Consider the following 25,875-nt stretch of genomic DNA (forward strand, 5'->3'; position numbering starts at 1 on the left):
TCCTTGATGAATATATGATCATTGCTGCTATAAAAGTGAATGAATAAGGAAACGTTTCCGAAAAATAATATGTCACAATTTTTACACATTGTCAAACCAAATTAATGCAAAAAGCACTTGATTTTTTTGTGAATATAATCACTTGTGACTATGGCGCTATATTTGACTTGTTGCTCTGTACAAAAGAGTTTTTATGAATTATTCAGGTGAGGAAGAGACTAGAAGAAAACGAATTCAATTTTTAGAGACTCATTCTGTGGTATAATATCTATATTAGAGAGTTTATGTGCATAGAGAGAAAACGATTCCGAGCGTGAAAGGATTTTGGGTGTGTCAGAGCAAAAGAAAGTAACCATAGAGGATGTAGCCAAGCGGGCAGGGGTCGGTATTGCGACTGTCTCCAGGGCTATTAACGATAGCGAGGGTATCAGCCCCAAGACGAAGGCATTTATTTTGCAAGTGATTGAAGAAATGGGCTTTACGCCTAACACTTCAGCTCAGAGTCTAAAGGTGCGGCAGACACGCCAAATTGCGCTGGCTGTACCAGATATCCGGAACGCCATCATTCCAGAGATTGCTTGGTCCGTAGAACAGGCTGCCAAGCAGCACGGTTATCGTGTCGTGCAGATCAATACGGCCGGGAATGCCAGAATGGAGCTTGAAACGGTGCGTGAGGTTAAGAAGCTGCATGTAGACGGGCTCATCATTATGCCGCTGGCGTATCCCAAAATGTTGGTTGATCTGATTAACAAAGCGAACGTTCCCGTGTCTATTATTAACTATGGCAAGAAGCTGGGTGAAGACGTCAAAGCGGATATCGTCAGTCTGGCCCGGCAAGAGGGAAGACTTGTGATGGAGCATTTGCTTAAAATCGGAAGAACGAGAATTGCTTATGCAGGTGCGGCGAAGGACAAAATCGAAGAGAGATACTTTGCTTATGAGCAGTCTCTCCAGCATGTGGACCCTTCACTGGTGTATTTTGGCGATGACTTTTCCTTCGAGACCGGGCTACGGGCAGCCGATTATTTTTACAGCTTGAAAAATATGCCGGATGCGATTTATGCAGTTAATGATATGGTGGCCATAGGAATCGTAAACCGCTTTAAGGATTTGGGTGTAAAAGTACCGCAAGAGGTTGCAGTGGTCGGTATTGATAACAATTTGTGGGCTACGGTAACGACCCCGCAGATCAGCTCAGTTTCTATCATGGGGGAAGAGGTGGCACGCCTGGCTGCGGAACTGCTGCTTAAGCGAATTCAGGAACAGACCGTGGGGGATTATGAGCGTATACAGTTTGAGCCTCGCCTGATTGTCAGGGAATCCAGCGTCTCCGTGATCCGTAAGCCTACGGTTGGACATGACGAGTAAAGTAAGTCTAGCTCTGAACCCTATTCCGTTATAACCATGGATGAATGGCTGCAGGCGTAATAGATATGGATAGGAGAGTGGATTCATGTCAAAAGGTAGCGTGTTCGTTTCTGGAGCTTGTACTACATTATTGCTGGCTGTAATCCTAGGATGTACTCCCCATGCTGACCCTGCGTCGCCGTCTGGAGCAAGCAATGAGGAGCCCAAGCAAAGTGCGGCCAGTGCAACCAGTACGCAGCATACCCAGCAAAGTAAAGAGGAACTTGTACTGTCCTTTTATAAGGATTCATCCCTCAGTGATGAAGCAAAAGTACGTCATATTACGGACCATTTGGCAGGTATCCATTGGGGGAAGATGAACGAAATTAGTGAACATCAAAGCATGGAAATCATTGATTATCTCTATAAACAGCGCGCTTTGGTTCCTTCGGAAAGTTTCCCGAATGTGATCAAGGGCACTGCTGGCTTGGATGGAGCGCTAACTGAAGAATACGATAATCTTATGGAAGATTTGTTTACAAGGGACAAAACTACGATGATCCGAGCATTGGCAGATATGGACAAAACCAACCGCGTACAAGGTATAGGGGGCATCGGGTATGCTCTCAGCTATAGAGACCCGAAGGAAGTCAAGAAAGAGATTCAACAATGGCAGGCAGGACAACAGCTTACTACGGCAGAGAAGGATGTTATTCGTGCTCTGTTCGCCAAGCTGGATAATCCGTACTGATGCTGAATGAGCGATGAGCTTTGCCTCGAAGTATATAAAATGAAAAGCTGCTTCTCTACCCGAGGCAGCTTTTTTGTGCTGTTTGTACATCCTACGATTATGATTGGAGGTAATCCTGATCTACACGCAAGCGCTTGATATCACGAATTGGAGGGAGGCCGAACAAACGAGCGTATTCACGACTGAATTGAGAGGGACTCTCGTAGCCTACCTGAAAACCGACATCTGCCGCATCTGCTGATTCAGATAACAACAGGCGACGGGCTTCTTGCAGACGTAATTGTTTTTGATATTGCATTGGGCTCATAGCTGTAACCTCTTTAAAATGACGATGTAGCGACGAAGGACTCATATTAGCTAGTTGGGACAATTCATCAATTCGCAACGGCTTATCATAATCTTGTTTAATTCGCTTTATGACTTCTGCGATCCGGTTTGAATGGCTACCAGTCATGACCAGTTGTTTTAAGGACTCTCCCTGCTTCCCCTGTAAAATCCTATACAATATCTCACGTATAACTAATGGAGCCAACACCGGAATATCCTGCGGTCTTTCCAAAAGACGTACGAGCCTTACCACGGCATCCAGCAGTAGGGAGTTGGTTTGACTTACATACAAGCCTCGCCTGGAATCAGGTATTGAGGTAGTAGGAAAAGTAGACTCCTTGATGAGATCCAAAACCTGATACGGATCAAAATTGAGCCGGAAGCACAAATACGGGGCTTCTGCTGAGGCTTGTATCACCTGCCCGGAAATTGGTAAATCTACCGAAACCACAAGGTAGTCGGATGTGCCGTAATAGTAACTTTCCTCTGCGAGTATCACGACTTTTTTTCCCTGAGCCACAATGCATAAGGCGGGTTCATGGACCTGATAAATTGGAACGGTGGTAGTCGAACTTCGGACGAAGTGAAGTGAAGGGATATCTGTAGCGTGAACTCCGTCGTGACTTGTAAATTGTTCTATGAGACTGGTCAATTCGGCTTGCTTTTCCGTGGTAGAACTCTCAATTTCGGTTGCTTTCACTATGCCCCTCCCTTTTTTACACCGTAGTAATCTTCACTCTTCAGTGGACAAATTTACTTTGAGATGCGCTTTGTTTTTCGATATGGATTTGAATTCATATTAAGTGTCTTTGGAGGATTAGGCAATAATTTGCTCTGATTCTTCTACCATCTCCAATCACCATCGTCTCATAATAAAGATGTAGAAACAATGCTCAATAAACATGTGAAAAGGGAAAGCATCTACTTCATTAATTTCTTAACTAAAGGAGGAATAAGCATGTTAGATATTAAAGGGAAAGTTGCAGCTATTACAGGAGCAAGCAGTGGAATCGGTGAAGCAACTGCTCGTTTACTTGCTCAACATGGGGCTCATGTTGTATTAGGGGCCAGACGAACAGAACGACTGGAGGCTCTTACCTCCGAAATTCGTTCAAAAGGGGGATCGGCTGATTATATGCAACTGGATGTGACCCAAAGGGAGCAGATGGAAGCGTTCATTAAGTACGCTGAAAAACGGTTTGGACGTGTGGATGTCATTGTGAACAATGCAGGAGTGATGCCACTTTCAAAATTAGAAGCCTTAAAAGTAGAAGAATGGGACCGCATGATCGATGTTAATATACGAGGCGTTTTGCATGGGATCGCGGCCGGGCTCCCCATTATGAAAAAGCAAGGTTTTGGTCAGTTTATCAATATTGCTTCTATTGGCGCGTATAGTGTAACCCCGACTGCAGCAGTATACTGCGCAACAAAGTATGCAGTTCGGGCGATTTCTGAGGGGTTGCGCATGGAGGTTGGTGGGGGTATTCGTGTAACGCTGGTATCACCGGGAGTAACCGAATCCGAGCTTGCCGACAGTATTTCAGATGAAGAGGCTCGGCAGGGAATGAAAGAATACCGCCGTATTTCGATTTCGCCGGATGCCATTGCTCGTTCCATTGTGTATGCCATGGAGCAGCCTGCGGATGTAGATGTGAATGAAATCATTGTCAGACCCACGGCAAGCACAAATTAACTCCATGCAATAAAATCCGTGGTTCCATCTCTGCATTCAGATTGTTTTGTCCCCTATCCTTCTTTGCCGATGGGGGATTATTTTATGTGGGTTTACTTTTACCAATGTTTGTGTTAAGTTAATTTCGACAAACATCGAAATTAAGACTGGAACTGAAGGGAGACGAACAGGGTGAAAGAGACAACAGAGATGCAGCAAGCTGTAAAAATATATAAAGCACTTGGAGAACCGACTCGTCTCAAGATAGCACTTCTGCTAAAAGAGGAAAGTGATCAATGCTGCTCTGTACTGGGCGAGAAGCTGAACAGTGTAGCGATTTCAACGCTATCACACCATTTGAAGCAAATGGCAGAATCGGGACTGCTCACATACCGCAAAGAGGGGACGTTTATTTATTACAGCTTGGATGTGGAAGCAGCACAGAAATATGCCCCGTTCCTGTTGACATAATTTTTTTTTAGTCTTAATTTCGATATTTGTAAAAATACAAAAATATAAAAAACTAAAGAAAAGAGGCGTTTTTTAAAATGCAGAGCACGTGGAAGGTGTACATTTTGGCCATTGTCAGTTTTTTGGTAGGTACATCTGAGTACATTATCTCAGGTATTTTGGATCAGATTGCGACAACCATGGGGATTACGGTGTCCGCAGCGGGCCAGCTGATTACCGTCTTTTCTCTTGCTTACGCGATAGGCACGCCGATTCTGATGGCAGTAACCGCTAAATGGGACAGACGCAACCTGCTCTTGAGTTCCTTAGGATTATTTGCAGTAGCCAATATGCTCTCCTTTGTCTTGCCTGGTTTTGGTATGTTTATTGCCGCACGTATTCTGATGGCCCTCGGGGCGGGGATGGTCGTGGTTACTGCACTGAGCATTGCTGCAAAAATAGCCCCAGTTGGCAAGCAGGCCAGTTCTATTGCTACAGTCACTATGGGTTTTACAGCCTCGCTGATTATAGGGGTGCCGCTTGGGAGAATGATCTCTTCTGCATATGGCTGGAAAACCGTATTTCTCGGCATCGCTTTAGCGGGGATTATTGCCTTGATCGTTATCGCTATGACAATCCCTCGCTTGAAAGGAGATCAACCGATCCCTTTACTGCAGCAGTTTGCACTTCTGAAAAAGCCTGAAGTTGCCTTGGGATTAGGCATTACCTTTTTTTGGCTAGGAGGTTATTCACTCGCGTATACTTACATCTCACCGTACTTGCTGAATGTATCAGGTGTAGGAGAGGATATGCTAAGCTCAGTATTACTCGCCTTCGGAATTGCCAGTCTAATCGGGTCAAAAATCGGTGGATACAGCGCGGATAAAAAGGGCATACCCTTTACATTATTAGGGGGCATGATGTTGCACGGTATTTCCTTACTCTTACTTCCTTTTGCCGCTCATTCTTTGATGGCAGTATTTGCTTTATTGATTCTATGGTCGTTCGCAGCCTGGACAACCGGACCTACTCAACAATATAACTTGGTCACTCTCGTACCGGAATCTTCCGGTGTGATGCTGAGTCTCAACCAGTCTACCATGCAGCTTGCTATGGCAGCGGGAGCCGGAATTGGCGGTGTAGTTGTTGGTCAGGTTACGCTGGCCTCCATCCCTTGGTTTGGAGCAGCTGGTGTCGCTATCGCCATGGTAGCTGTATATTTACTTTCACGAAGATCTTCGGTTCACACGGAATTGGGTGTAACAGAATAAAGAATTATAGAAAAATGAGCTCAGCGGTAGATGGCATCGCTGGGCTTGTTTGTTTTGAATGAGCAATCATATGCTCTCTGACAGCAGGAGGGTCTATCCAAACGCAATATCAGTAATTTTGCCGCCTTCTTTAAAACCGATATTTTTATAAACTTGATTGGAAACTGAATTTTTTACATCTGCGTAAAGCATGGGGGTTAGCTGCTCATTTTTTAAAATGGAACATAACCCCGATACAATTGCGCTGGCACAACCTTTTTTTCGCCAGGTAGGGGGAGTATAAACAGCATTAATACGGCCATGCCTTGGAGAACGATGAGCAATGTTAGCCATGGACACGGGCATACTATTTACAATCCAAAGATATAAATTCCCTGTCTCGATCGCTGCCTTCGCAGCTGATATTTGACTAGTCGGATCAACTGAACGGTCTAAAGCATCTTTTGAAAAACCAGCTAGAAGCTGGGCAACTACCTGTACGTCCTCTGAAGTGGCTTGTCGTATGATCCCCTCAACGCCGGAAGGTTTGTTGTACTCAGGACAGAAATAAGATTCCATAACCATATGAGTATGTACCTGAGCAGTATGCCGCTCGGCGTAAGCATGTGCGAAATTCTCGGCTGTTTCGACATCACCACATACACCTGATAGGTTGGTTCCTTCTAAATAATGTAAGAGTTCTTCGATATAGGTTAACTTATGGTTGCCGATGATTTGCTGCGAAATCCATAGCCAAGCCTTATGTCCGGGTGATTGAGCGAAAATCATATTTCCATCAGACGTTTTAAGGCATGTTGATTCTTCTGACTCACATATTCGATGAAGCAAATTATATCGAACCTCATCAATCAAAAATGGATTGTGATTTAATAGATCATCGAATGGGACTAGCTGCTCAATCATGGCTTTGCCTCCCTAAAAAATGAGGTTTGATCTAATGTACTTGTATATGCTATGAAAATAAACTGCTACGAAGAGCTGTTGTTATATCTACTAGGATTTAAACTTCCGCGCTATAAGCTTCTTATTCTTTTGTCGCCAAATCCATCTTTCGATAAAGTTTTTTTCTTTTCTTTCCTGAAGCGTTTCCTTCATCCCTTTAATGAGAAATTCGGATCTTCGCTTGTCGTTCCTGCTAATTTCACGTAGTTCCTCAATAAATTTATCGTCCATGTCTGCATCTCCGTTAGTTCAGGATTTTCCAAATTACTAAGATAAATTATACAGAACGTATGTTCCTTTTTCAAGTCTGCGTCTACTCTATTCAACACATAACCATTTTTAGATGAATGCTGTGAGGCCCGCGCCAATTGAATAGGGAAGCATATGCTAAAGTTGAAAGGAGGAATTTACAACATGACTAATAAAGCATACGTATCTCAAACGTATCCACGCCTTACAGTCTACAATGAAGAAAATTTTCGGGGTTCTAGCAGAGTATTCAGAGGAAACCTAGGTATCCGCAACACCGATAATATTCTCGATGGCATCGAAAGTCTGCGTTTCTTTTCTACCAGCAGCAATGCTACACTTGTACTCTTTACTGGCACGCGGTTTAGAGGTAACTTCCGTGTGTATAGAGGCAATCGCAGCATCGCCGACCTGGATGATCTGATTCGCGGGAATGATGTGGAATCTATTATCTCTACCAATCAACGTTTGACGTTGCAGCAAATCCGTAATATCCGCAGTACTGGCAGACTGCCATCCGGCTATCGGATCATCTAACGGTCTTTAGTTTATAAATACGCTATTTTACTAGACTGTTTCAGAAGCTTGCAGGTTTGGGGCTTCTGGAACGGTCTTTGTATGATAGAACTGGAAAATATGAGTAATACTTTAAAAGTAAAACAAAATCATGGACAAGTCAACGATGTACACTCATGTCGGCGATGAAAACAATCGCATTTTACTTATAATGTGAAATAATACATTTTAAGCGTATGGCATACTTCTTTAAAATGAAATTTAAATTTTAAATATAGTATGGAAAGAAAGAAAGGAAGGAAGGCTAGTCTATGAATTGGTTTACCAAGTATCCTTTTTTCTGGAGAATGTTAATGCGGATTATGGCTTTGATCGCAGGCTTAGTGAACCCCTATCTTGATATAAAATGGAAGATTGTTGTCTTTATTTTGGTTTGTATGGTAGCTATTTTGGACTTGGATTCAGAAAATCGGCCAAAGTGGCTTAACGTCTCAACCGCTTTTATTGTGGGACTGCTTGTAAGCTACATCATATATCCTTTTTTCCAATAGCTTCGTTAACATAAAAAGCAATTTCACAGACCATATGTGCAAGAATGAGGACGAAACAAATACAGCCTCTTGATAGAATGAGAAACATCACCTATTAGGAGGCTATATTTATGAACAAAATCCAGCAATTTCATGCACTTCATACTTCAAAGGAACCTTTATTTTTGGGGAATGCTTGGGATTTGCTATCTGCCGTGGCTCTGGAGAAGGCAGGCTTTAAGGCGATAGGTACAACGAGTTGGGGGATTGCCAATACACTTGGGTTTGCAGATGGAGAGCTTATTGATTTTGACCAGCATATAAGCATCATTCGCACTATTGCAGAGCATGTTCAAGTTCCTGTGTCGGCAGATATTGAAGCAGGATATGGGGAGGATGCGGCAACGATTGTCGAGCATGTATTAAGGACAGCCGATGTCGGAGTGGCGGGGATTAATATTGAGGATTCATTAAAACAGCAAAAGGGACTTCGAGAAGTGAGGGCGCACAGTGACCTGCTGTCCAAAATAAGAGCTGCCTTGGATGTTCATGGGTTTAAAGAGTTTTTTATAAATGCAAGAACGGATACATTTTTGCAGATGGAGACTCCACTTTCGGAGACCATAGAAAGGGCCAAAGCGTATGTGGATAGTGGTGCGGATGGAATTTTTGTTCCAGGTTTAAAGAGTGATGAAGAGATCAGAGAGGTTGTATTTCATATACATGCTCCGCTTAATGTTTTATCTTTGCCAGGTCTGACGAATGTCCGCCAGCTTCAGCAGTTAGGAGTCAAACGGTTTAGCTTTGGAAATGCGTTTTCTGATAAGATAATAGTTGCTTTGCAAAAGAATGCGGAACAGTTGATCAACCTTCAAGATACTTCAGATTTATATGAGGATTTTGCAAAAATCCCATAAGCGACTTCCAATGAACAATATATAGATCGAAATGGTTTAGTTCGTCTATATATTGCACTTCGGAGCGACTGGAATCGAATTTTACAAAGTCCTGAACTATATGAGTATGAACTAGAGAAAGGACGGATTCTTTGATCATGGCTAAACCTAGTCTTTCTTTTGAAGAAATGTGGGAGAAAATTATAGCATGTGATCGTAAATATGACGGGGTGTTTTTTACCGCTGTGAAAACAACCCGTATATATTGCCGACCTTCCTGTCGATCCCGAAAGCCGAAAAAAATCAATGTCGAGTTTTACTTTGATGTGGACACCGTGGAAAAAGCGGGTTTTCGCGCTTGCAAAAGATGCCAGCCTCATACAGATCTTTCGCCGTATATCAGGCTTGTCCAGAATGTGATAGCTTTTTTAATCAATCATTATAAAGAAAAACTAGTATTGCAGGATATTGCGGATCATGTTGGAATAAGCACTTTTTATTTGGATCGGATCTTTAAACAAGAAACCTCGGAAACCCCGCGTATGTATTTGGAAAAAATAAGAGTAGATAAGGCAGCTTATCTTCTTAAAAATACAGATCTTACGAATCTTGAAATTTGCTATGAGACAGGCTTCCAAAGTCCCTCCAATTTCTATAAGTCGTTTCGCAGCTTGAACCAATGTTCTCCTAGTGAGTATAGAAATTTGAATAAGGATTAGAAAAGGAAGGTGGATATCCTTAATGAGCAAGTTATACGTATTAAATTATGTATCGCCGATTGGAGAGATAGAGATACGGGGCACCAGTGAGGCTGTCTATTCCATTATGTTCTCTAATCGGAATGAGCCTTTAACGATGCTTACAGAAGAAGCTCCAATCCAAGTATTAGAGGAATGCGCCAGCCAGCTTGACGAGTATTTTAAAGGTGAGCGCTTTGAATTTTCGTTTCCTTATGCTTTTGAAGGTACGGACTTCCAGCAAAAAGTATGGAATGCGCTGGTGACCGTGGGTTACGGTACAATGACAGCTTATAAAGATATTGCTCTCGCTATTGGAAACGAAAAAGCAATCCGAGCCGTTGGCAGTGCGAATGGCAAAAATAAGCTGAGCATTGTGATTCCATGTCACCGAATTATCGGATCAAATCAGAAACTAACTGGCTATGCAGGTGGCCTATGGAGAAAAGAATGGTTGCTCCAGCATGAGAAGCGTTGTCTGAGATCATAAGGAGGGTTCATGGATGAGAGAGACATATTTAAAAGAGTTTAAGCCGGAAAGCTGGGCCAACATGGTTCAGATCTATCAGGAGCGATATGATCAGGTAGATCCGGTGATAAGGACAAAGGTGGCCAAAAGTAAAATTCCAAAGGAAATTCAGATCGTGCTGCTGCCCGACATGGGCGAGTATTTGCTGACTTGGATGGATCGAAAGGTTCCCGCACTTGGTCACGAAACACCGTCGGATTATTTAAAAAGCGAAGAAGGGACCAAGGCACTGAAGGCAGCCATTCTGCGTATGCCGCGTTAAATCAACTGACTCTAGCAGATACATATGAACATTGAACATTGGCTAGAAGTGAAGCCAACTAGGTTTGTCCAAACCCAATAAAGCTGTACAAAGGGAGCCGTTGCCCGGCTCCCTTTGGCGATCACAAGCAACCTATGATAAAAGAGTTCTACTTGGTTGAAAGCTCACTCTCCGTCACCCATTTATGATTTTTGACAGGCTCTCCTCCAGTAGTCGGCGTATAGTCTACCATATATACGGTCGTTGGCTCAGCGGAATCTATGATAGCCTTAGCCCCATCCATCCCCTTCATATGATCTGCCGCCAGAATAACTTCTGTGCCAGCTGCATAGGGCTCGCTGCCCGCATCCTTAATCTCTTCATGAATAACCCACTTATGATTATTCACTTTTTCTCCTCCAGTGGTTGGTGTATAGGAGACTGTATAAGCAGTAGTCGTATAAGCACCTACAACCGTGGCCGTAGCGCCCTTCATGCCTGCCATATGATCGGCTTGAATGGTCGCTTGGCTGCCAATTTTGAAGGCTGGGTTTTCAGCTTCTTTTAGTCCAGCAGGAAGCTCACTGGAGGTGGAATGGTTCATATCTGATGCATCATGCTGTTGACTGCTGCTTGTCGTGTGCTCCTGGGTCGGCGTATTACTGTTCCCGCACCCACTCAAAATAATCATAATTGTACCAGCGAGCAAAGCCCATTGTTTTTTCATATTTATAACTCCTTTTGGGTTTTATTCTATATTCAAATATACCCCATAGGGGTATATTTGAAACGGATTTATATGACAAATTGGTGAAGTGATCGCCCGAAGCGATCCCCTTTTTAGTTTTGCGGAAGATACGTAATTTAAATGTTGTTGACAGTGAGTAAAAAATCATTGTAATATCTACAAAACATATCAAATTACTATGTTTTAAAAGCTTTAAATATTTTAAATCACCAAAACTAGACCATATCAAGGAGCAGGGGGAGACATCAAAATGAAGAAACAATGGATTTCATTTATAGTGCTGCTGGGAGTAGTTATGCTTTTTATTTCAGGCTGTGGCAGCAAAAATACGTCGGGCAGCGCTGCGGACGAAGAAAAGAAAACACTGCATATCGGCTTTAATCCCGGTCCATATAGCGATCAGTTTAAGAATGGTGTGGCTCCATATTTGGAGAAGAAGGGATATAAGATTACATATAAAGAGTTTACAGACGGGGTTCAGCCTAATGTAGCCGTAGCTAATGGAGATATTGATGCCAATGTGTTCCAGCACTCGCTCTATCTGGATTCAATGAATAAGCGGGAGAATATTGATCTGGTTGGTGCTGTGCAAGTTCCGACTCCTCCAATGGGATTGTACTCCAGCAAGCATACCAGCCTTGACGAAGTCAGCGCTGGAGCCCAAATCAACCTGCCCAACGAGCCAGTCAATATGCTGCGTGCGCTGAACATTTTGAAGGAAGTAGGTTGGATTACCTTAAAGGACAATATCGATCCATTGCAAACTTCGGTGAACGATATCACCTCTAATCCGCATCATCTGCAATTTGTTGCTACCGACCCGGCACAGGGGCCACGTGCACTGGAGGATGTTGATTTTGCGGCTATACAAGGGAACTTTGCTGTATCGAATGGAATGAAGTTGACCTCGGCATTAAAGCTTGAAAATATGACAGACCCGTTCACAAATGTGGTAGCTGTGGACCGCAAGAATAAGGACAAGCCCTTCGTCAAAGACATTATTGAGGGATATCATTCGGATGAATTCCAAAAGTACATCCAATCGAATCCTGTGTATGAAGGCTACAAGCTGCCAAGCTATTTTAAATAACTGAGGTATTATCTTATGTGGGCTGACTTACCTAGTCTGTATCTTATGGATAGAAGGTGGAGATAAACGTGATTTTTTCATCCTCTGATCTCGTCAAGGCTCTGCCTGACAACTATTTTAGCGCAATTGATGACAAAGTGAATCTGTATAAAAGCAAAGGAATAGATGTAATTAATTTGGCAGCCGGCAACCCAGATCAGCCAACACCACCGCATATCATCAACGCTTTGAAGGAAGCGGTCGATCAACCGATCAATCAGGGCTACCCGCCTTTTCATGGGAAAAGAAGCACGCTGGAGGCTGTCGCTGCGTTCTATCAACGGGAGTATCAGGTGGAGCTGGACCCTGACCGGGAAGTTGCTGTATTCAATGGCTCAGCCATAGGTGTAATGGGGATTCCGCAGGCGTTGCTGAATCCCGGTGATTGGTTGTTGACCACCGATCCGGCATATCCCCAATATTATTCCGCTGCTGCGCTGGCAAGAGCTCGTATTCATACGATTCCTCTGGATGAGAAACATGGATTCTTGCCGGACTATACAACCGTACCGGAAGAAATTGCAGAGCAGGTCAAACTGCTCATGATTAATTATCCGAACAATCCGACAGGAGCGGTAGCTTCCGCAGATTTCCTGACGAAGACACTGGATTATGCTGCTCGGCACCAGTTTCCGGTTATGAATGACTTTGCATATGGTGCTCTTGGATTTGGCGGGCATAAGCCGATTAGTCTATTGCAAATCCCTGGCGGCAAGGAATATGGTGTCGAGACGTATACAGCTTCCAAAACGTATAACATGGCTGGATGGCGCTTTGGCTTTGCGGTTGGAAATGCGTCCGTTATTGGTGCGCTCAAGCATTATCATACGCATGCCTACAGCACTGTTTTTGGCGCGGTACAGGATGCAGGAGCTGTCGCATTGCTGGGCACACAGGAGCCAGTACGGAAGCTCGCGGCGTTATATGAGCGGCGACGTGATGTTCTCATTGCAGCGTTACGAAATATTGGCTGGGATGTTGCCGCTCCCCAAGGGTCTTTTTTTGCCTGGTTCAAGGTGCCGGAGGGGTATACATCGGCTTCCTTTGCAAACTTTTTATTGGACGAGGCGCATGTTGCGGTTGCCCCTGGAGAAGGGTTTGGTCGTGCAGGAGCCTCTTATGTGAGGGTCAGCCTGGTGAACAGTAAAGAAAGACTGCTAGAGGCGGTACAGCGCATCGCAGCAACGGGTGTCTTTCAAGCATAAAGAATAAGCTGGAATAAAAGAAATTCATGGAATGAGAGCGCAAATCAAAAACGTTTTTTCTTCGGCTTGCCATACTGGTTAATGAGAGTTCGAAGTTGTTTCCCGGCTTGATTCAGTTCCATATCGTTCAACACATAATCGGTGCTGACTTCCCAGGTGCTGCGGTCATTCAGATGAAAAATAAAGGTGGGGAAACGAGGGCGCAACCATTTGCGGATGGAGGCTCCCTCGAATTCAACTTTAGTGATTGCAGACCACGGGACAGTTCGAATACCGTCGGAAATACTGTGTTCATCAAAGATGAACAGGAAGGTATCCTTACGAAGCGTTCTGTTCAAACAGACCACCAAATAAATACCAAAAAAAGGAAGTCCAATCATAGCAGACGTAATAAAGAAGAAGATTTGCAGAGCAGAGATATCTTCGTCGATAAAAATGAGCAACAGTAAAAACAGACAAATCAGCACAAACATCAAGCTACCAAGGGTTTTCCAAAATGCCAGAGATCTGCGATATACAATTTTATCCACGGAATACCGCCTCGTCGGGTACAAACGCCTGAATGAACTGAGTTATCCGTTCTCTCCAGTCTGATTCAGTCACACTTTCAATGCGCAGACATGGGGTGGCCTGCATATCCAGTTCTGTATTTCTTACGATCCACACATCATTCGTTCCTTTAAGAACAAATAGCAGATTTGTAACGGAAGGCCCCTCTTCATCCGTGTCCGTGTATACCATCTGGCTCAAATTATCGAGGTTGCAGTTATTACGATTAAAATCCTCTCGCCAGTCTTGTATCATTTGCTCAGCCGACTCTTGAAGCTTCCACGTTGCCATTTGCTGCATCGTGAAGTTGGATGAGGTTAACTCATTCCACTGTTCTTCTGTCAGATCGACGTATCGGCAGTGTGCATTGAAGTTTGGGGAAAACAGGTCGAATAATTGATCAATGTCGTGATGCCAGTCTTCTGGGGAAGACCAGCGAAAGAAATGGAGTTCATTGTGGCTGGAGAGGTGATACAAAAAACGGCCATTTCCATGGTGTATCGTTAATGTATTTTGCTTGTCCTGTTGCTCCTTGTATCCACGCAGCATTTGGCGGCTTTGTACCAGATGAGCCAGCATGTCAACAATGAACGTATCAAATTCAAGCTGCTGTTGCCCGTCATCCTGCTGTTCCAACAAGCCCTTGGATACCAGGCTATGTGTTGCAGCATGAAAAAGCAGTTCCCAGCGATCCTCCGTTAGTTCCCCGTAATAGGATTGGAGCAGACCCGAAGCCATATCCTCTGCACCCAGTGCAGTCAAGGCAAAGCCTAGTTCCTCAAGCGTTAAAATTACCGTTTGTTTGTCCATAGTCAGGCTCCTTCTCTCTCTGTTAAGTGTATGTTATTTAAATAGTTTGCTGGCCCAGCGTATCCCTTTTTCGGCGAACTTGGCGACTTTTCCACCTGCCCAGCTTCCCACTGTACCGCCAACGTATGCACCGACGGCTGCACCAACCGGACCGCCGATAGCACCGCCTACGGACCCCAAAAGGACAGCACCACCATAAGTTGCGGCAGTTTTGATCGCTACGTTAGAAGCAGATACAGCGACATCCGTTCCGGTAAGCTTCCCACTTTTCCATTTTCCGGCCAGACTGATGCCCTCGCCCACAATATTCATGGTGGCATTAATAGGATACAGCTTTTTGGCAATCATGCCGGGAATTTGGCGAGTGGCTATGCCATAACGTCCTTTTTCCACCCCGGCGATGACGTTGCGCGTCCACTGAGGAAAGCTATTGGCTTTGTTGAATCCAAGGCCGAGCTTACCCATTTGCAGCTTTCCGGCTAAACGGTCAAAGCCCTTCAAGCCTTTCATGACAATACCTGGTTTAGCGAATTGGCGGTTTATGCTTTTGCCCAAATTACGCATAAAAGCATTGTTACCTTTGCCTTTCACCCATGCCGCATTATGTATAATCGCCCGAGTGGGATTTTTCAGACTTTTTTTTGAATTCTACTGTTTTGGTGAGCACAAGTGTGGAAGCCAGACCGCTATAGATCGCTGTCCCGGCAAAGCCCAGTTGCCCCCGCCATTTATTGGCTTCTGACAGGCTGTTAATGGCTATATCTGCTGGATCGTTTCCTCTTTTTTCGGAAGATGCTCCTTCATTGCTCTTAATCTGCCCGCTCTGATTACCTTGGTTAATCCCTGTGTCTGCTTGGGTATCTGTTTCCTTGAATTTTACTGCAATGGAACGCAGCTCTGTGCTGACAGAACCGACCGTTTGAGTAAAAGCATCCATTTGTCCACGTGCTTTATGAAAATCCTGATAAAAGCGCTGCTGTGTCGTTCCTGCCCAGCTATTCTCTAGCATTTGAATTTGCTGTGACAGTTGTCCGCAAATTTGTGCTCCCAGTTCACGTGCCTGTGCGAACTGCCTGGAAACCGCCTCTAGTTTCTCAGGAGGAACCATAATTTTAGCCATGATGTCCACCTCGGATGATTAAAATAATTACTTAATATTTTAGTGATTCTAGCGGTGGTTAGCAAAAAAAAGGAGGGGGTTTTTGTGAAAAATAAGTCATTTGTATGAGTTCATGAGGGGGTATAAGGGAAAATAGTAGGAGTTGTTATGATTCGAAATTCTTACATGTCACTCATAAAGAAAATGAAAAAAAGCCTCTCTGTTCAAATGGAGCTTTCCATAAGAATGAGAGGCCATCATGCATAGAAGCTACTATATAATGTGCGACACTCTAGCTTATTTTAAAGGAACCTGCTTGGACAGCTTTTCAAACTGCTGTAAGTGAGGGGTGATCTTGGTGGTAATCCCTTTGAGATATTTGATGGCCGCTTGTCTTTGACGTTCTTTGGTTGCGACCTCTTCAGGGAACATGGAGTATTCCTTTTGAACGGAGCCATTTTTATAATTTACGGAGAAAAGCTCTCCTTGCTGCCACCTTTGGACCAGATCCTGATTACTGTGCAAAATATTTAGCACTTCTTTACCATTTTTATAAGTAAAGCTGTAGTCTGGATCGGCTACAGCATGGATCACTTGGTAGCCGTTCTGTAATCCATTGTTCTGAAAAGTACCGACTTGGATTTCATTCGAACGTATCGTTCCGTTCGTTTGCGTCACTTTATCAGTCTGCGTACCCTTGCCACTTATGGTGTCATTGCTCCACGTTCCGCTATATACGACTTTATGATGTTGTCCATCTGCATCCGTGTATTGATTTATATATTTCCCAGTACCTGATCGCTTGCCATTCACAAAATCACCCGAATACTGCTTATATTCGCTCCATTTGATCGTACCGCGCCCGTGTGGCTGACCATTCTCAACCTCTCCATAGTAAGTAGCCTGCCCGGATAACTGAAGCAATTCCTTGGTTGCAGCTGCATTCGCTGCAGGTATATTTACCAACAGCGCTCCAGAAATCAGCGATGCAGACACCATAATAGGCAGGGACAAAGCCTTTCCTTTTTGCCAAAGTTTTTGCATCATGAGTTCTCCCCTTTCGAAGCTTTGAGTTTCTACGAATCATGTTCAACGACCCAGCACCGTTTTTATACTATTTTGTGCTTGGTGATTTATAGTTTAATATAGATTGAGAATTATAGGAAACTGTTAAGTGAAAACAGGTAATAAGGAGGGGAATTCTTGAATTTACCAGAACATGGGAGTGAGGATGTATCTAGCATTCTTGCCGTAGAGTTGGTACAGAAGCCTGTGAAGACCATAAAAGGAATCCATCAAGTGGAGCCAGATGCTAATATCTATTGGCTGATTGATGTGGAATTCAGTGGTTTTACGTTGTCAGATGAAGATATTTTGCAATTGCTTAAGGGGTATATTGTGTATGGGCACGTCCATGATTTGCAGATATGGACTAGTGTGGGACGCAGACCGGCAGGCGAATGCCATTATGATAAAATCTGTATTTGTATGGATATATTCGATAATGTAGAGATGCAGATTCGATTGGAAGAAGCCAAGGTTACTGATTTTATGAACACACTGCCAGCGCGATTTCAGGAGAAGGGTACCGTTCGTGTGCTTCCTCGGGAGAACGCTGCTCATGCACGTGCAAAAGCGGAAAAACTTCAAGCATTTGTAGATCAGGAAGGTGAGAGGGAACACACTGTCATGCTTAGGCTGGTAGCGGATCAAGGTCAATCTTACCGTGGAGTGGACATCTGGGATGTCATGCTCAGCCTTGGAATGGAGTGGGGAGATATGGATATTTTCCATGCACACCATCACGGTCCAGGAGGCTATGATGAACTATTTAGCGTACATACAGGAACTGAGCCCGGCTTCTTTTGGTTGAGTACACTCGCAGAGGATCGCTTTGCAGATTTGATTTTCAGTATGGATGCGGTACGAACGGTGCAGCCGCAAGCTGTGTTTGAGGCGATGTGGAAAGGTGCCGAATATGCGCGCGCCAGACTCGGTGGGACATTAGTGAATGAACAGGAGCTGCCAGCTGTACAGGAAGACTATCTGCGCCAGATCCAAGAGATGGAAGACCGCTTAAGTGAGTTTGGTTGTAGAGCAGGCGAAGATGTTGTGATGTTTCTATTCTAGGTTAGAAAGGAGTAATTTCGTTGTCCAGCAACTCCATTGAGAAGCTAAGAACGATTTTAAGACGTAAAGCTACTATTTTTCATACAGGGGGACGCAGACCGTCGTGTTCCCTTGATCAGAGCTGGATCGGTAGAGTCACAGTAGCTTTACCGACAGAGGAACAGCCGATTGATGTACAGGGAAATGTTATGGCTCCGATCATGCAATTGTATCTGCCTGCTATGCCTTTTGTTCCTCAGGCTATACGTGATATCAAGCTGTTGACAGTCTTCCTGTCTCCCGATGTACTGGATCATGAGGATATGGAAGGATATATGTGTATTCGTGAGTATACGTCGGTAGAGGATTTGGTTGAAAAAGATTTTGGTCCGGCATTTATGCAAATCAAAGCATTTCCGCTGTTCCCCGAGCTCATAGAGAATGATTATCCGGTCTGGGACGGTGAAGATATTCCTGAGGAATACGGCAATGCCCTCAAAGATATGGACGAGGAGGAGCCCGACTATTTCGAGGACATCGTAGAGGACATATATGCGGTTCACAAAATGGGTGGCTATCCCAGCTTTATTCAACAAGGCATCGACTTTGGCGAAGGCTGTGAATTTGTGTTTCAGATTGCGTCAGATGCCAAAGCCGAATTGAATATTGTCGATGGGGGTAGCTTTTATTTTGCCAAGCATCAGAATGAAGGAACCTGGCGAGGTTACTTTGATTTCTATTAATAAGCTCATGTAGGGAAGAGCCTGGAAGCGATCGTTTTGTACAGCATGGTTCGAATACTTTTGAGTCTATCGAAGTTTTCCTGAAAAGTAACTCCGGCATGTTGTTGCAAGCCTTCTTCGAAATCTTTTTTATAATGGAGCATAGCTTCTGGGTAAAGGCCAATGATATGAATTTGATTCCATGTCGGAAAGGCGTCATGATGGTACCACACTTCCAATGTTTCAAGGGCAATCATCATGTAGCACCACTTTTTATGCTCAAGAATGTTTCGCATGGCAGGGCCGTTATTGTGAATCATAATGTGCCGAAATTCATCCAAATATGGGGCTTGCACATCTACATATTCAACAGCAAAAAAGGGTTTGAATGCACGTCGCTGTACATGTTGCGGTGGTGTGGGGTAATTCGATTGGGGCGTGCTGATCATCAATTCGCTGCGTACCTCTATTTCTTTTGGGAAGCCTATCAGCTGTTGCTTTAACTTCACATATTGCTCGGCGACCGATTTGCTTTCAACTTGTAGAAGCAGCAGGAAGTTCCATGAATCGAATTCTCCGCGCTTTTCTGCCGTCAATCTGAATCTGTAGACTTCATAGCCTTGGATCGTATGCTCAACCATACATTGTTCCAAAAATGGTTTGACATTTATATTAAAATATTGAATGTACCGTGACATGGATAATTTAGGAATACAATGGCTTTCAGCCAGATAGAGTTGGTGATCAACAGACTGCATGACCAATCTCCCTTCTGTTTTATATTAGACTATCCTATCTTATCATTTGTTTATAATTTTCCATACATTGTCATGTTCAGTGTGAAACGATATACTCGTAATTTAGAAACTATTGAAATGAGGTAAAAAGATATGAATGTTTTAGGTCAGTTAGGATCTGCTATCCAGAGCAGCCTATTTATTCAATCCGAACTGAAGAAAGCACATGCATTGATTCAAAAGCACGACCTGCCTGTAGAGCAGGTGGAAGATGATTTTCACAAGCAAATTATCTTGCTGGAGCAATATGCTGGCACTCGCATTTTTCAGCAAGGGCTTGCCAGATACAAAATAATCAATGCAATGCTTATGATCCTATCTGTGATTATATTGCTGGCAGCAGTTATCGTTGCAGTGGTGGAATATTTGCAGCCGGAGCGGCATCTGCTGCAAGTGTTGGCGAATGCCATGTTTGACCACTGGGTTCCCTCTATTACGATACTTAGTGTTGTATTTGTGGGTGTGATCGTTCTTGCCATCGTGAGAAATGTTTATGCCAGACGATTACATACGCGTGTGCTGGATCGAGCCTGGCAGGCCATTTTCCATCATGTGGACAAACGAGGATAAAGAGTAGCTGTAGAAGATTGGCATATCAGTTTAAGGAGTGGCAGCAATGAATGACTGGGAATCGGGCATCATTCAAGTTGATAATGAGCACGCGATTTATTCTTCTTTAACAGAAGAGCAGTTGTTAGAGACCGATTTGTACACGAAATATTTTCATTCTGTAAGAAAGCTAGGGAATGATTACATTTGGTATCATTTTGATCAGGTTCCTTTGCTGCACCGGTATTTTTTTGTGTCTGTATGCTTTAAGGATACAAGTCTAGTGGTTGTGGAGATTTCGCTCCAAGGCAATGAATTTCCAACTTCATGGGATAATTGGTCTGAAGAAGGGGAAAGAAAGCGTCAAAGGGAGCATGATCGTTTGTTACAACGACATTTGTCCGTAAAGCCAAGCTATCGTCAAACCAAGCCTTACCCCTATATGGAATATGAACTTGACTGGGGGAAAATCTCTTCTTATTTTGACCCGCGGTCGGGAAATACGGCCGTTGCTTTTAAGTATAAAGGTGAATAGCGATCTTGTAGGTGAGACTGTTGGGATAAGTAAGGAGAAGTGTGATGGATAAAAAAGCAAAGAAAATACTCATGAACACTTTCTGGTCCAGCGGCTGGAAGCAGGAGAGGGAACCTTTTTCGGGTGAGGATTTTGAATATGCCAAAAGCAAGGGCTTGATGTTCGATCCGATCACCATTACACATGATGAGATGATAAAAAGGTTATATGAGCTGCATCAGCAAAAGGCTACAAAAGAGCGAGTGGCAGCGGCGTTTTTGCACAGTCTTTCCACGAAAAAGGTTCATTTGCGAAGCGCCTTATCGAGCTGGGCATTAACCGCAAAACTGCCTATGCATACCTATGGGGAGCGACCTGTCGTCCTGCCCAATTACAGCAGCTGTGGGGATTGTAATTTTCATAAACTAATGTCCGATAAGGAATACGTCAATAAGGATTTGAATGTTCTAAATTTTGAACGGATCAAATGGGGCGGTATTCGGCTGAATCACCTTCTTTACTGCTGGATGGACCTTGAATTGTTTAGTCAAGAAGAGGAGTTCCAGGTTTCGGATGAGGATCTGGCTATCCTTCATAACATGCTGGAAGCCGTTCAGGACTGTGAGGCTCAGAATGGTGCGCGGCAATTGGAGAAGCGCTGGAAGGATGTGTTCCCATCCAGCAAAAATGAACGCGACGTGGTTATGGAGGTATGGGGATATGCTGGCTTGCTGGCACCACGGGACACACCTCGTAGACGCCGCGGCGGCAATGATGATTTTTATTCGGTAGCAGCCTGGCAAGGAGATGACGGATACTCCCAGGAAGCGCTGGACTATTATTTTGGTACGTTTTTATAAAGAAAGTGAAGGTTTATCTTCAGGTTAGGCTATTCCCCCAAACAAAAAAGGGAACTCCCTGATTGGTTCAATTGGACAGAATACTTAGAATTAAAGTAGGGTGAAAAATTGAATTTTGGGGGAATGGATGATGAGTCGATTAACCGAAGCTATAAAGATGTTACACATTGTGAAAAAAGGATCAAGACTTTGAAAGGGATTAGTAGATACATCCCCAATCAGCATGGAGCCTGGGCAATGCTCATTCTTCCATTTTTGTTTGGCTTAGCTGCTTCTCCAAAACAATTCATTCATATACCTCTATTCGTATGCTGGTTTTTTATCTATTTATTTAGTTTTCCTGTTCTCCAATGGATCAAAACGGGAAACAGTAAAAGATACCGTAAACCTGTTGTTATATACGGAGCAATACTCCTTCCTCTTTTGGCTTCTCTAGTATGGGTTAAACCTGCGTTGATCTGGTACGGAGTTCTGCTCCTGTTCTTTTTTATGGCTAATATGTATTACGCCAAAATGAAGAATGAGCGTGCTTTGTTAAATGACATTACCGCGATTCTGCTTTTCTGTTCTTTTATATACCCTGTTGTTCATATTGGAGAAGGTGGAGATTGGACATTAACCACAGAGCTATTTTTGCTGTTGGTATGTTATTTCATAGGAACGGCTCTTTATGTTAAAACGATCATCCGTGAAAGAAAAAATCCACGTTACTATTATGCGTCTATTACCTATCATCTGATCATTGTGCTGTTGGCCGCCTGGATCAAGGTGTTTTTGGTTATTCCATTTTTAATTTTGTTCATACGAGCTATATGGCTTCCTAAATTCGAGTTAAAGGCAAAGCATGTAGGCATGGCTGAAATTGGATTTTCATTGATGCTCTATGTATCTGTGCTGTTTTTATATTTTTAAAAAGGAGAGACATCAATGATATCTTTGCAAACGCCACGAGATTATCGCGTAGACCCGTTTATCGTCATTTGGGAGGTAACGAGAGCTTGCGCATTAAAATGCCTTCACTGTAGAGCGGAAGCCCAATATAAGCCTGACCCTCGTCAGCTGACATTTGAAGAGGGCAAAAAGCTGCTCGATCAAATCGCTGAAATGAATCAACCACTGGTGGTTTTCACAGGTGGAGATCCGTTATCGCGTCCTGATTTATTTGAGTTGGCTCAATATGCAATTGAGGAGAAAAAGCTATCGGTTTCCATGACACCCAGTGCTACCCCAAAAGTGACAAGAGCAGCGGTCGAAAAAGCAAAGCAGGTTGGCTTATCACGATGGGCTTTTAGCCTGGACGGTTCATGCGCGGACATTCATGATCATTTTCGCGGGACTGTGGGTTCTTACAATACGACCATGCGGGGAATTGGATATTTGAAGGAATTGAACATCCCTATCCAAGTGAACACCACCGTGTCCCGATACAATCTTCATGATCTGGAGCGAATTGCAGAAAAGGTAAAGGAAATGCAGGCGGTGTTATGGAGCTTGTTTTTTCTCGTTCCAACCGGGCGTGGGATGGAAAAAGATATGATTACTCCTGATGAGCATGAGGCTGTAATGAAGTGGTTGTATCAGATACAGCAACAGATGCCCTACGGTGTAAAGGCTACCGAAGCACCTCACTATCGAAGGGTTGTCCTACAGGAAAAGCGTAAAGCAGTGAAGAACGGTGCAATGTTCGAACCTAAACGGGCAGATGTTTTGGGACGCGCGCCTAAAGGCGTAAATGATGGAGATGGATTTGTTTTTATCAGTCATATTGGCGAAGTGTACCCGAGTGGTTTCCTGCCGTTAACATGCGGGAATGTACGAAAGGATAGTTTGGCCCATATTTATCGGCACTCTCCGATTATGAACCATCTTCGGGATAAATCTCTGCTTAAAGGCAAATGTGGAGTTTGCGAATTCAATACAGTCTGTGGAGGCTCCAGAGCAAGGGCTTTTGCCATCACAGGAGACTATTTGGAGAGTGACCCTTATTGTGCATATATGCCTGGAGTGGGGAAGGAAACGTGTGCTCATGAATAAAAATGCTAAAAGAGTTGTTATCCTTGGTGGAGGAATAAGCGGTTTAAGTGCTGCCTTTTATGTGAAAAAGTTAGCGGAGGACAGGCAGCTTGAAGTGGAGATTACACTGGTGGAGAAAAGCGACCGTCTGGGAGGAAAGCTGCAAACGGTTCGCCAAAACCATTTTATGATCGAAAAAGGACCGGATGCTTTTCTGGCCAGAAAAACAGCTATACTGGATCTGACTATGGAATTGGGGCTGGAAGCCGATTTGGTGTCAACAAACCCGAAGGCCAAGTCGGCCTCCATTTTGCATAAAGGCAAGCTGTATACTATGCCAATGGGTTTTATTTTAGGCATTCCAACAAAGTTAACGCCCTTCATTCGGACAGGGCTAATCTCTCCACTGGGAAAAGCGCGTGCAGCTCTGGATTTAATCATTCCAGCCAAGCAAGGCGATATGGATGAATCTCTGGGGGATTTTATCAAGCGGCGTCTAGGTAAAGAGGTGTTGGAGCAGATTACTGAGCCTTTGCTATCTGGTATTTACGCTGGCGATACGTATTCTCTTAGCCTCAAGTCAACCTTCCCTCAATTTAAGCAGATGGAACAAAAGCATGGAAGTTTGATTATAGGTATGGCTAAAGGCACGGCTAAAGGAGCGGGGAGAAAGTCGGGTGCACCTAACAAATTGCCGGATATCGCCAAGAAAAGCATGTTTCTTTCCTATCGACATGGATTATCGACCATTGTGGATCGGTTAAAGGAAAAGCTCGACACCGTCCATTTTGTGATGGGACAGCGTGTGGCTGAGGTGAGAAAAGAGGACGGTTATCAAGTAGTGCTAGACCATGGGCAAATCATAGATGCAGATGCAGTGATCTGCGCTGTTCCAGCCTTTGAGGCGGCTACATTATTTTCCGATATCGCAAGTGTGAGCTGGCTCCATAAGATTAACTACGTTTCGGTAGCGAATATTTCCCTGGCGTATAAAAATTCAGACCTTCATCTTGCCTATGAGGGAACTGGATTTTTAGTTCCCCGCAAAGAAGGAAAAATGATTACGGCCTGTACTTGGTCATCGACAAAGTGGAGCCATACCGCACCTGAAGGATATACACTCTTACGGACTTACATTGGGCATGCAGGCGCACAGGGGTGGGTTCAGATGACAGACGATGAACTTGTAGCTGCGGCGCGCAAAGACCTGAAGGATTTAATGGGAATCGATGCTGAACCTGAATTAACTGAAGTCAGTCGGTGTAATCAATCCATGCCACAATATCCGATAGGACACAAAGAGCAGATGGCGAAGGTGAGACATGATTTGTCACAGGATTTTCCGCGTGTATTTTTATGTGGTGCTGGTTATGGAGGGGTTGGCATTCCGGATTGTATCGCTCAAGGCAAAGAAGCAGCTGAACAGCTGGTCTCAGGTTTTTTATAATCAGGCTCTTTCCACGAGTGAAAAAGGGATCGCCCTAATTGGTTCAGCCTTGAGAGAGACATAAAATGAGAGTTAAGTATAAAACTGAAGTAAGATGGGGGAATGAAAATGAGCCAGTTAACGGAAGAAACATGGGTAGCGGACATTGTGAAGGAAGTGCCCAAAACAAGTGACTTGTTCCGTAAACTACGGATTGACTTCTGCTGTGGCGGGAAAATACCGCTCCGTGAAGCAGCAGAGAGCCGAGGTCTGCACGCTGATGAACTGCTGGCGCGGGTGCATGAAGTGGAGGAAAATCAGGCACAGCATAAGCAAATGCAACCCTCCTCACTAGAACCCAAAGAACTGATCGCCTATATTCAGGATGAGTATCATACAAAGTTGTGTGAAGAACTAGCGGCGCTCACACCGTATATTACCAAACTAACGCGGGTTCATGGCGAACGTTATTCGCACCTGAAGCGAGTGAATGAACTTTATACCTTGCTTAAACAGAAGTTAACGGTACATATTCAATTCAAGGAAAGTCTTCTGTTTCCGTTGATTCAAGCGTTTTTTCAGGACTCGACGTTTGAGCGTGTGGACGCACTTCTTTTTCATTTATCCGAGTTGCAAGACGAGCACCAAGCGGTTGTGGATTTACTGCAGGAGCTGCGTTTGATTACCAATGGCTTTGAGCCGTTACAGGAAGCTTGTGGCACACATCGACTTGTATTGAAGCGTTTGGAGGATCTGGAAGCGGACATTTATAATCATATTCTTCTTGAGAATTGTACACTAGTTGAACGTACCAGACAGGCACAACCCCATTCATAATGAAACCTATCACTTCATGACAGGCTAGACGTAAGGAGTCAAACAAA

General features: G+C 44.0%; 30 protein-coding genes and 1 pseudogene. 22 read left to right on the forward strand and 9 right to left on the reverse strand.

Annotated elements, in window-relative coordinates; translation table 11 throughout:
- The first annotated feature begins 330 nt into the window (after nucleotides 1-330).
- Nucleotides 331-1,368, forward strand: coding sequence for a LacI family DNA-binding transcriptional regulator (locus C400_RS0109780; RefSeq protein WP_016821824.1), 1,038 nt, complete (start codon nucleotides 331-333; stop codon nucleotides 1,366-1,368).
- Between the two features lie 85 nt (nucleotides 1,369-1,453).
- Nucleotides 1,454-2,098: a hypothetical protein gene (locus tag C400_RS0109785; protein ID WP_016821823.1), complete on the forward strand. Its 645-nt coding sequence runs from the start codon at nucleotides 1,454-1,456 to the stop codon at nucleotides 2,096-2,098.
- A gap of 97 nt (nucleotides 2,099-2,195) precedes the next feature.
- On the opposite strand, the gene C400_RS0109790 is transcribed toward C400_RS0109785, so the two are convergent.
- The gene (locus tag C400_RS0109790; RefSeq protein WP_017426837.1) at nucleotides 2,196-3,125 is read right to left on the reverse strand and encodes an AraC family transcriptional regulator; all 930 of its coding nucleotides are present in this window, start codon (nucleotides 3,123-3,125) and stop codon (nucleotides 2,196-2,198) included.
- Nucleotides 3,126-3,383: 258 nt separating this feature from the next.
- On the opposite strand from C400_RS0109790, the gene C400_RS0109795 reads away from it, so the two are divergent.
- The 3 genes from C400_RS0109795 (at nucleotide 3,384) to C400_RS0109805 (ending at nucleotide 5,821) form a co-directional block, all read left to right on the forward strand.
- Nucleotides 3,384-4,121: an SDR family oxidoreductase gene (locus C400_RS0109795; RefSeq protein WP_017426838.1), complete on the forward strand. Its 738-nt coding sequence runs from the start codon at nucleotides 3,384-3,386 to the stop codon at nucleotides 4,119-4,121.
- A gap of 171 nt (nucleotides 4,122-4,292) precedes the next feature.
- Entirely contained in the window at nucleotides 4,293-4,571 is a 279-nt protein-coding gene (locus tag C400_RS0109800) for an ArsR/SmtB family transcription factor (RefSeq protein ID WP_016821820.1), read from the forward strand.
- 77 nt (nucleotides 4,572-4,648) lie between these two features.
- A complete protein-coding gene (locus C400_RS0109805; RefSeq protein ID WP_017426839.1) occupies nucleotides 4,649-5,821 on the forward strand; it encodes an MFS transporter in 1,173 nt (390 codons plus the stop codon).
- Nucleotides 5,822-5,914: 93 nt separating this feature from the next.
- Here the strand turns inward: C400_RS0109805 and C400_RS0109810 are convergent, their stop codons facing one another.
- Entirely contained in the window at nucleotides 5,915-6,724 is an 810-nt protein-coding gene (locus C400_RS0109810) for a GNAT family N-acetyltransferase (protein ID WP_017426840.1), read from the reverse strand.
- A 90-nt stretch (nucleotides 6,725-6,814) separates the two neighbouring features.
- The gene (locus C400_RS0109815) at nucleotides 6,815-6,994 is read right to left on the reverse strand and encodes a hypothetical protein (RefSeq protein ID WP_013311365.1); all 180 of its coding nucleotides are present in this window, start codon (nucleotides 6,992-6,994) and stop codon (nucleotides 6,815-6,817) included.
- Between the two features lie 183 nt (nucleotides 6,995-7,177).
- Here C400_RS0109815 and C400_RS0109820 point away from each other — a divergent pair, with 183 nt between their 5' ends.
- The 6 genes from C400_RS0109820 (at nucleotide 7,178) to C400_RS0109845 (ending at nucleotide 10,482) form a co-directional block, all read left to right on the forward strand.
- Nucleotides 7,178-7,549, forward strand: a complete 372-nt coding sequence (locus tag C400_RS0109820; RefSeq protein ID WP_016821817.1) for a hypothetical protein — start codon at nucleotides 7,178-7,180, stop codon at nucleotides 7,547-7,549.
- A 290-nt stretch (nucleotides 7,550-7,839) separates the two neighbouring features.
- Nucleotides 7,840-8,079, forward strand: coding sequence for a hypothetical protein (locus tag C400_RS0109825; RefSeq protein ID WP_017426841.1), 240 nt, complete (start codon nucleotides 7,840-7,842; stop codon nucleotides 8,077-8,079).
- Between the two features lie 110 nt (nucleotides 8,080-8,189).
- Nucleotides 8,190-8,975: an isocitrate lyase/PEP mutase family protein gene (locus C400_RS0109830; RefSeq protein WP_017426842.1), complete on the forward strand. Its 786-nt coding sequence runs from the start codon at nucleotides 8,190-8,192 to the stop codon at nucleotides 8,973-8,975.
- Nucleotides 8,976-9,112: 137 nt separating this feature from the next.
- On the forward strand, nucleotides 9,113-9,673 hold the full coding sequence (locus C400_RS0109835) for a bifunctional transcriptional activator/DNA repair enzyme AdaA (RefSeq protein ID WP_026065412.1): 561 nt from the start codon (nucleotides 9,113-9,115) through the stop codon (nucleotides 9,671-9,673).
- Between the two features lie 22 nt (nucleotides 9,674-9,695).
- Nucleotides 9,696-10,181, forward strand: coding sequence for a methylated-DNA--[protein]-cysteine S-methyltransferase (locus C400_RS0109840; RefSeq protein WP_017426844.1), 486 nt, complete (start codon nucleotides 9,696-9,698; stop codon nucleotides 10,179-10,181).
- Nucleotides 10,182-10,194: 13 nt separating this feature from the next.
- Nucleotides 10,195-10,482: an antitoxin Xre/MbcA/ParS toxin-binding domain-containing protein gene (locus C400_RS0109845; protein ID WP_017426845.1), complete on the forward strand. Its 288-nt coding sequence runs from the start codon at nucleotides 10,195-10,197 to the stop codon at nucleotides 10,480-10,482.
- A 148-nt stretch (nucleotides 10,483-10,630) separates the two neighbouring features.
- Here C400_RS0109845 and C400_RS0109850 read toward each other — a convergent pair whose 3' ends face one another.
- Complete coding sequence (locus tag C400_RS0109850; RefSeq protein WP_017426846.1) at nucleotides 10,631-11,188, reverse strand: YdhK family protein; 558 nt, start codon at nucleotides 11,186-11,188, stop codon at nucleotides 10,631-10,633.
- Between the two features lie 271 nt (nucleotides 11,189-11,459).
- Between C400_RS0109850 and C400_RS0109855 the strand changes: the two genes are divergently transcribed.
- Both C400_RS0109855 and C400_RS0109860 read left to right on the forward strand, forming a co-directional pair.
- Complete coding sequence (locus C400_RS0109855) at nucleotides 11,460-12,299, forward strand: MetQ/NlpA family ABC transporter substrate-binding protein (RefSeq protein ID WP_016821810.1); 840 nt, start codon at nucleotides 11,460-11,462, stop codon at nucleotides 12,297-12,299.
- Between the two features lie 68 nt (nucleotides 12,300-12,367).
- Complete coding sequence (locus tag C400_RS0109860; protein WP_016821809.1) at nucleotides 12,368-13,543, forward strand: aminotransferase class I/II-fold pyridoxal phosphate-dependent enzyme; 1,176 nt, start codon at nucleotides 12,368-12,370, stop codon at nucleotides 13,541-13,543.
- A gap of 44 nt (nucleotides 13,544-13,587) precedes the next feature.
- Here the strand turns inward: C400_RS0109860 and C400_RS0109865 are convergent, their stop codons facing one another.
- From C400_RS0109865 to C400_RS0109880, 4 genes and pseudogenes are all read right to left on the reverse strand, one after another.
- Nucleotides 13,588-14,073 (reverse strand): DUF5381 family protein, encoded by a 486-nt coding sequence (locus C400_RS0109865; RefSeq protein WP_016821808.1) that lies wholly within the window; start codon nucleotides 14,071-14,073, stop codon nucleotides 13,588-13,590.
- Entirely contained in the window at nucleotides 14,066-14,902 is an 837-nt protein-coding gene (locus C400_RS0109870; protein ID WP_016821807.1) for a hypothetical protein, read from the reverse strand. Before C400_RS0109870 ends, C400_RS0109865 begins: the two co-directional genes overlap by 8 nt.
- 33 nt (nucleotides 14,903-14,935) lie before the next feature.
- Nucleotides 14,936-16,022, reverse strand: a pseudogene (locus tag C400_RS28695) (WXG100 family type VII secretion target).
- 276 nt (nucleotides 16,023-16,298) lie between these two features.
- On the reverse strand, nucleotides 16,299-17,045 hold the full coding sequence (locus C400_RS0109880; RefSeq protein WP_017426849.1) for a hypothetical protein: 747 nt from the start codon (nucleotides 17,043-17,045) through the stop codon (nucleotides 16,299-16,301).
- A gap of 159 nt (nucleotides 17,046-17,204) precedes the next feature.
- On the opposite strand from C400_RS0109880, the gene C400_RS0109885 reads away from it, so the two are divergent.
- Together C400_RS0109885 and C400_RS0109890 are read left to right on the forward strand one after the other, a co-directional pair.
- Complete coding sequence (locus tag C400_RS0109885) at nucleotides 17,205-18,131, forward strand: cell division protein ZipA C-terminal FtsZ-binding domain-containing protein (protein WP_017426850.1); 927 nt, start codon at nucleotides 17,205-17,207, stop codon at nucleotides 18,129-18,131.
- Nucleotides 18,132-18,151: 20 nt separating this feature from the next.
- On the forward strand, nucleotides 18,152-18,853 hold the full coding sequence (locus tag C400_RS0109890) for a DUF1963 domain-containing protein (RefSeq protein ID WP_017426851.1): 702 nt from the start codon (nucleotides 18,152-18,154) through the stop codon (nucleotides 18,851-18,853).
- A gap of 5 nt (nucleotides 18,854-18,858) precedes the next feature.
- On the opposite strand, the gene C400_RS0109895 is transcribed toward C400_RS0109890, so the two are convergent.
- Nucleotides 18,859-19,590, reverse strand: a complete 732-nt coding sequence (locus tag C400_RS0109895; protein ID WP_017426852.1) for a hypothetical protein — start codon at nucleotides 19,588-19,590, stop codon at nucleotides 18,859-18,861.
- A 132-nt stretch (nucleotides 19,591-19,722) separates the two neighbouring features.
- On the opposite strand from C400_RS0109895, the gene C400_RS0109900 reads away from it, so the two are divergent.
- The 7 genes from C400_RS0109900 to C400_RS0109930 all read left to right on the forward strand — a co-directional run bounded on the left by C400_RS0109900 (nucleotide 19,723) and on the right by C400_RS0109930 (nucleotide 25,828).
- Nucleotides 19,723-20,199 (forward strand): DUF6097 family protein, encoded by a 477-nt coding sequence (locus C400_RS0109900; RefSeq protein WP_017426853.1) that lies wholly within the window; start codon nucleotides 19,723-19,725, stop codon nucleotides 20,197-20,199.
- Between the two features lie 46 nt (nucleotides 20,200-20,245).
- Nucleotides 20,246-20,713 carry a hypothetical protein gene (locus tag C400_RS0109905; protein ID WP_017426854.1) on the forward strand — a complete coding sequence of 156 codons (468 nt, stop codon included), beginning with the start codon at nucleotides 20,246-20,248 and terminating at the stop codon, nucleotides 20,711-20,713.
- A 44-nt stretch (nucleotides 20,714-20,757) separates the two neighbouring features.
- Nucleotides 20,758-21,552: a hypothetical protein gene (locus tag C400_RS0109910; RefSeq protein ID WP_017426855.1), complete on the forward strand. Its 795-nt coding sequence runs from the start codon at nucleotides 20,758-20,760 to the stop codon at nucleotides 21,550-21,552.
- 123 nt (nucleotides 21,553-21,675) lie between these two features.
- Nucleotides 21,676-22,464 (forward strand): YwiC-like family protein, encoded by a 789-nt coding sequence (locus tag C400_RS0109915; RefSeq protein WP_017426856.1) that lies wholly within the window; start codon nucleotides 21,676-21,678, stop codon nucleotides 22,462-22,464.
- Between the two features lie 15 nt (nucleotides 22,465-22,479).
- Nucleotides 22,480-23,586 carry a TIGR04053 family radical SAM/SPASM domain-containing protein gene (locus C400_RS0109920; protein WP_017426857.1) on the forward strand — a complete coding sequence of 369 codons (1,107 nt, stop codon included), beginning with the start codon at nucleotides 22,480-22,482 and terminating at the stop codon, nucleotides 23,584-23,586.
- The gene (hemG, locus tag C400_RS0109925) at nucleotides 23,579-25,012 is read left to right on the forward strand and encodes a protoporphyrinogen oxidase (protein WP_017426858.1); all 1,434 of its coding nucleotides are present in this window, start codon (nucleotides 23,579-23,581) and stop codon (nucleotides 25,010-25,012) included. Before C400_RS0109920 ends, hemG begins: the two co-directional genes overlap by 8 nt.
- A gap of 108 nt (nucleotides 25,013-25,120) precedes the next feature.
- Nucleotides 25,121-25,828, forward strand: coding sequence for a DUF542 domain-containing protein (locus C400_RS0109930; RefSeq protein ID WP_017426859.1), 708 nt, complete (start codon nucleotides 25,121-25,123; stop codon nucleotides 25,826-25,828).
- The last annotated feature ends 47 nt before the right edge of the window (nucleotides 25,829-25,875 follow it).

It is taken from the genome of Paenibacillus sp. ICGEB2008, from assembly GCF_000307675.1.
GTDB classification, from domain to species: Bacteria; Bacillota; Bacilli; order Paenibacillales; family Paenibacillaceae; genus Paenibacillus; species Paenibacillus polymyxa.